This window comes from Sediminibacterium roseum (assembly GCF_009939005.1).
Taxonomy (GTDB): Bacteria; Bacteroidota; Bacteroidia; order Chitinophagales; family Chitinophagaceae; genus Sediminibacterium; species Sediminibacterium roseum.
In genome coordinates this window covers 1-4,026 of the sequence record NZ_JAACJS010000014.1, presented here as the reverse complement: position 1 = coordinate 4,026, position 4,026 = coordinate 1, and the positions used below count along the sequence as shown (strand labels likewise).

At 45.4% G+C, this 4,026-nt stretch carries 1 protein-coding gene; it reads right to left on the bottom strand.

Annotated features, from left to right (window positions below):
- The coding region (locus GWC95_RS11165) for a beta strand repeat-containing protein (RefSeq protein ID WP_161818810.1) at positions 1-4,026 on the bottom strand (4,026 nt) is incomplete at both ends.

The window sequence follows — 4,026 nt, the reverse complement described above, 5'->3', positions numbered from 1 at the left end:
CATTGTTAACCGTTGCGGTGATTGCGCTGAGTGTTTGTGTTGTGATGTTTCCAGTTACAGTCAATGCACTCAATGAAAGACTTGTGATGCTTGACAATGCACCCGCACCGAGTGTACCACTGAATGTTCCGCCAATGATTGTTCCAGGAACAGTCAGGTTACCGATCAAACCAGTTACAGTGCTTAAACCTTGTGATGTTATTGTGCCGGTTGATGTCAGGTTACCGTTAACATTCGCATTATTTACAGTGGCATTTATAGCGCTGAGCGATTGGGTTGTTACAGTTCCTGGAACGTTCAGGTTGCCGATCAAGCCGGTCACTGTGCTCAACCCTTGTGATGTGATCGTTCCTGTTGAAGTAAGGTTGCCATTCACATTAGCATTGTTAACAGTAGCATTTACAGCGCTGAGTGATTGCGTTGTGATGTTTCCAGTCACAGTCAATGCATTCAATGAAAGACTTGTGATGCTTGACAATGCGCCTGCACCAAGTGTGCCGCTGAATGTACCGCCAATGATTGTTCCAGGAACAGTAAGGTTGCCGATCAAACCAGTAACGGTGCTCAATCCTTGAGATGTTATCGTTCCGGTTGAAGTAAGGTTGCCATTAACATTCGCATTGTTCACAGTAGCATTTACAGCACTCAATGATTGTGCCGTCACATTTCCTGTCGATGTAAGATTACCATTAACATTCGCATTGTTCACGGTTGCATTTATAGCGCTCAATGATTGTGCCGTCACATTTCCTGTCGACGTAAGGTTACCGTTAACGTTAGCATTGTTAACCGTTGCGGTGATTGCGCTGAGTGTTTGTGTTGTGATGTTTCCGGTCACAGTCAACGCATTCAATGAAAGACTTGTGATGCTTGACAACGCACCCGCGCCAAGCGTGCCACTGAATGTACCGCCAATGATTGTTCCAGGAACGGTAAGGTTACCAATCAGGCCGGTTACAGTGCTCAATCCTTGAGATGTTATCGTTCCGGTTGAGGTAAGGTTGCCGTTTACATTGGCATTGTTAACAGTTGCATTAATTGCACTGAGTGATTGCGTTGCTACAGTTCCAGGAACGTTCAGGTTGCCGATCAAGCCAGTTACAGTGCTCAGACTTTGAGAAGTTATAGTTCCTGTTGAAGTAAGGTTGCCGTTAACATTCGCATTGTTCACAGTAGCATTTACAGCGCTGAGTGATTGCGTTGTGATGTTTCCGGTCACGGTCAATGCATTCAATGAAAGACTTGTAATGCTTGATAATGCGCCCGCACCAAGCGTGCCACTGAATGTACCGCCAATGATTGTTCCAGGAACAGTCAGGTTACCGATCAGGCCGGTTACTGTGCTCAATCCTTGTGATGTTACAGTTCCGGTTGAGGTAAGGTTGCCGTTTACATTGGCATTGTTAACCGTTGCATTTATTGCACTAAGCGATTGCGTCGTAACAGTTCCAGGAACGTTCAGGTTGCCGATCAAGCCAGTTACAGTGCTCAGGCTTTGAGAGGTTATCGTGCCGGTTGAAGTAAGGTTACCATTAACATTCGCATTGTTCACGGTTGCATTTACAGCACTCAATGATTGTGCCGTCACATTTCCTGTCGACGTAAGGTTACCGTTTACGTTAGCATTGTTAACCGTTGCAGTGATTGCGCTGAGTGTTTGTGTTGTGATGTTTCCAGTCACAGTCAATGCATTCAATGAAAGACTTGTGATGCTTGACAACGCACCCGCACCAAGTGTACCGCTGAATGTACCGCCAATGATTGTTCCAGGAACAGTCAGGTTACCGATCAGGCCGGTAACTGTACTCAATCCTTGAGATGTTACAGTTCCGGTTGATGTCAGGTTGCCGTTAACGTTCGCGTTATTTACAGTTGCATTTATAGCGCTGAGCGATTGCGTTGTTACAGTTCCAGGAACGTTCAGGTTGCCGATCAAACCTGTTACAGTGCTCAGGCTTTGAGAGGTTATCGTGCCGGTTGATGTAAGATTACCATTAACGTTTGCGTTATTTACGGTTGCAGTGATTGCACTCAGTGTTTGTGTTGTGATGTTGCCAGTCACAGTCAAAGCATTCAATGAAAGACTTGTGATGCTTGACAATGCACCAGCACCAAGTGTACCGCTGAATGTACCGCCAACGATTGTTCCAGGAACAGTCAGGTTTCCGATCAAACCAGTAACGGTGCTTAAGCCTTGTGATGTTATTGTACCGGTTGATGTAAGGTTGCCGTTAACGTTCGCATTGTTAACAGTAGCATTTATAGCGCTGAGCGATTGCGTCGTAACAGTTCCAGGAACGTTCAGGTTGCCGATCAAGCCGGTCACTGTGCTCAACCCTTGTGATGTTATCGTGCCGGTTGAAGTAAGGTTACCGTTCACGTTCGCATTATTTACAGTAGCAGTAATTGCACTCAGTGTTTGTGTTGTGATGTTTCCAGTCACAGTCAATGCATTCAATGAAAGACTTGTAATGCTTGACAATGCGCCTGCACCAAGCGTACCACTGAATGTACCACCAATGATTGTTCCAGGAACAGTCAGGTTACCGATCAAACCAGTTACGGTGCTCAATCCCTGAGAAGTTATCGTTCCGGTTGAGGTCAGATTACCATTAACATTAGCATTGTTAACCGTTGCATTTATAGCGCTGAGCGATTGTGTTGTTACAGTTCCAGGAACGTTCAGGTTGCCGATCAAGCCGGTCACTGTGCTCAACCCTTGTGATGTTATCGTGCCGGTTGAAGTAAGGTTACCGTTTACGTTCGCGTTATTTACAGTAGCATTTATTGCACTCAGTGTTTGTGTCGTGATGTTTCCAGTCACAGTCAATGCATTCAATGAAAGACTTGTAATGCTTGACAATGCACCTGCACCAAGTGTTCCGCTGAATGTACCACCAACGATTGTTCCAGGAACGTTCAGGTTGCCGATCAAGCCAGTTACAGTGCTCAGACTTTGAGAAGTTATAGTTCCTGTTGAAGTAAGGTTGCCGTTAACATTCGCATTGTTCACAGTAGCATTTACAGCGCTGAGTGATTGCGTTGTGATGTTTCCGGTCACGGTCAATGCATTCAATGAAAGACTTGTAATGCTTGATAATGCGCCCGCACCAAGCGTGCCACTGAATGTACCGCCAATGATTGTTCCAGGAACAGTCAGGTTACCGATCAGGCCCGTTACAGTGCTCAATCCTTGTGATGTTATCGTGCCGGTTGAAGTAAGGTTGCCGTTTACATTAGCATTGTTAACAGTAGCATTAACAGCACTCAGTGATTGTGCCGTCACATTTCCTGTAGACGTCAGATTACCATTAACATTCGCACTATTTACAGTCGCATTTATTGCACTGAGCGATTGGGCCGTCACATTTCCTGTCGACGTAAGGTTACCATTAACGTTCGCATTATTTACAGTAGCGGTAATTGCACTCAGTGTTTGTGTTGTGATGTTTCCAGTCACAGTTAATGCATTCAATGAAAGACTTGTAATGCTGGACAATGCGCCGGCACCCAATGTACCGCTGAATGTACCTCCAACGATTGTGCCAGGAACAGTCAGGTTACCGATCAGGCCAGTTACTGTGCTCAGACTTTGAGAGGTTATAGTTCCTGTTGATGTCAGATTACCATTAACATTAGCATTGTTAACCGTTGCATTTATAGCGCTGAGCGATTGTGTTGTTACAGTTCCAGGAACGTTCAGGTTGCCGATCAAGCCGGTCACTGTGCTCAACCCTTGTGATGTTATCGTGCCGGTTGAAGTAAGGTTACCGTTTACGTTCGCGTTATTTACAGTAGCATTTATTGCACTCAGTGTTTGTGTCGTGATGTTTCCAGTCACAGTCAATGCATTCAATGAAAGACTTGTAATGCTTGACAATGCACCTGCACCAAGTGTTCCGCTGAATGTACCACCAACGATTGTTCCAGGAACGGTAAGGTTACCAATCAGGCCGGTTACAGTGCTCAATCCTTGAGATGTTATCGTTCCGGTTGAAGTAAGATTACCATTAACATTCGCATTGT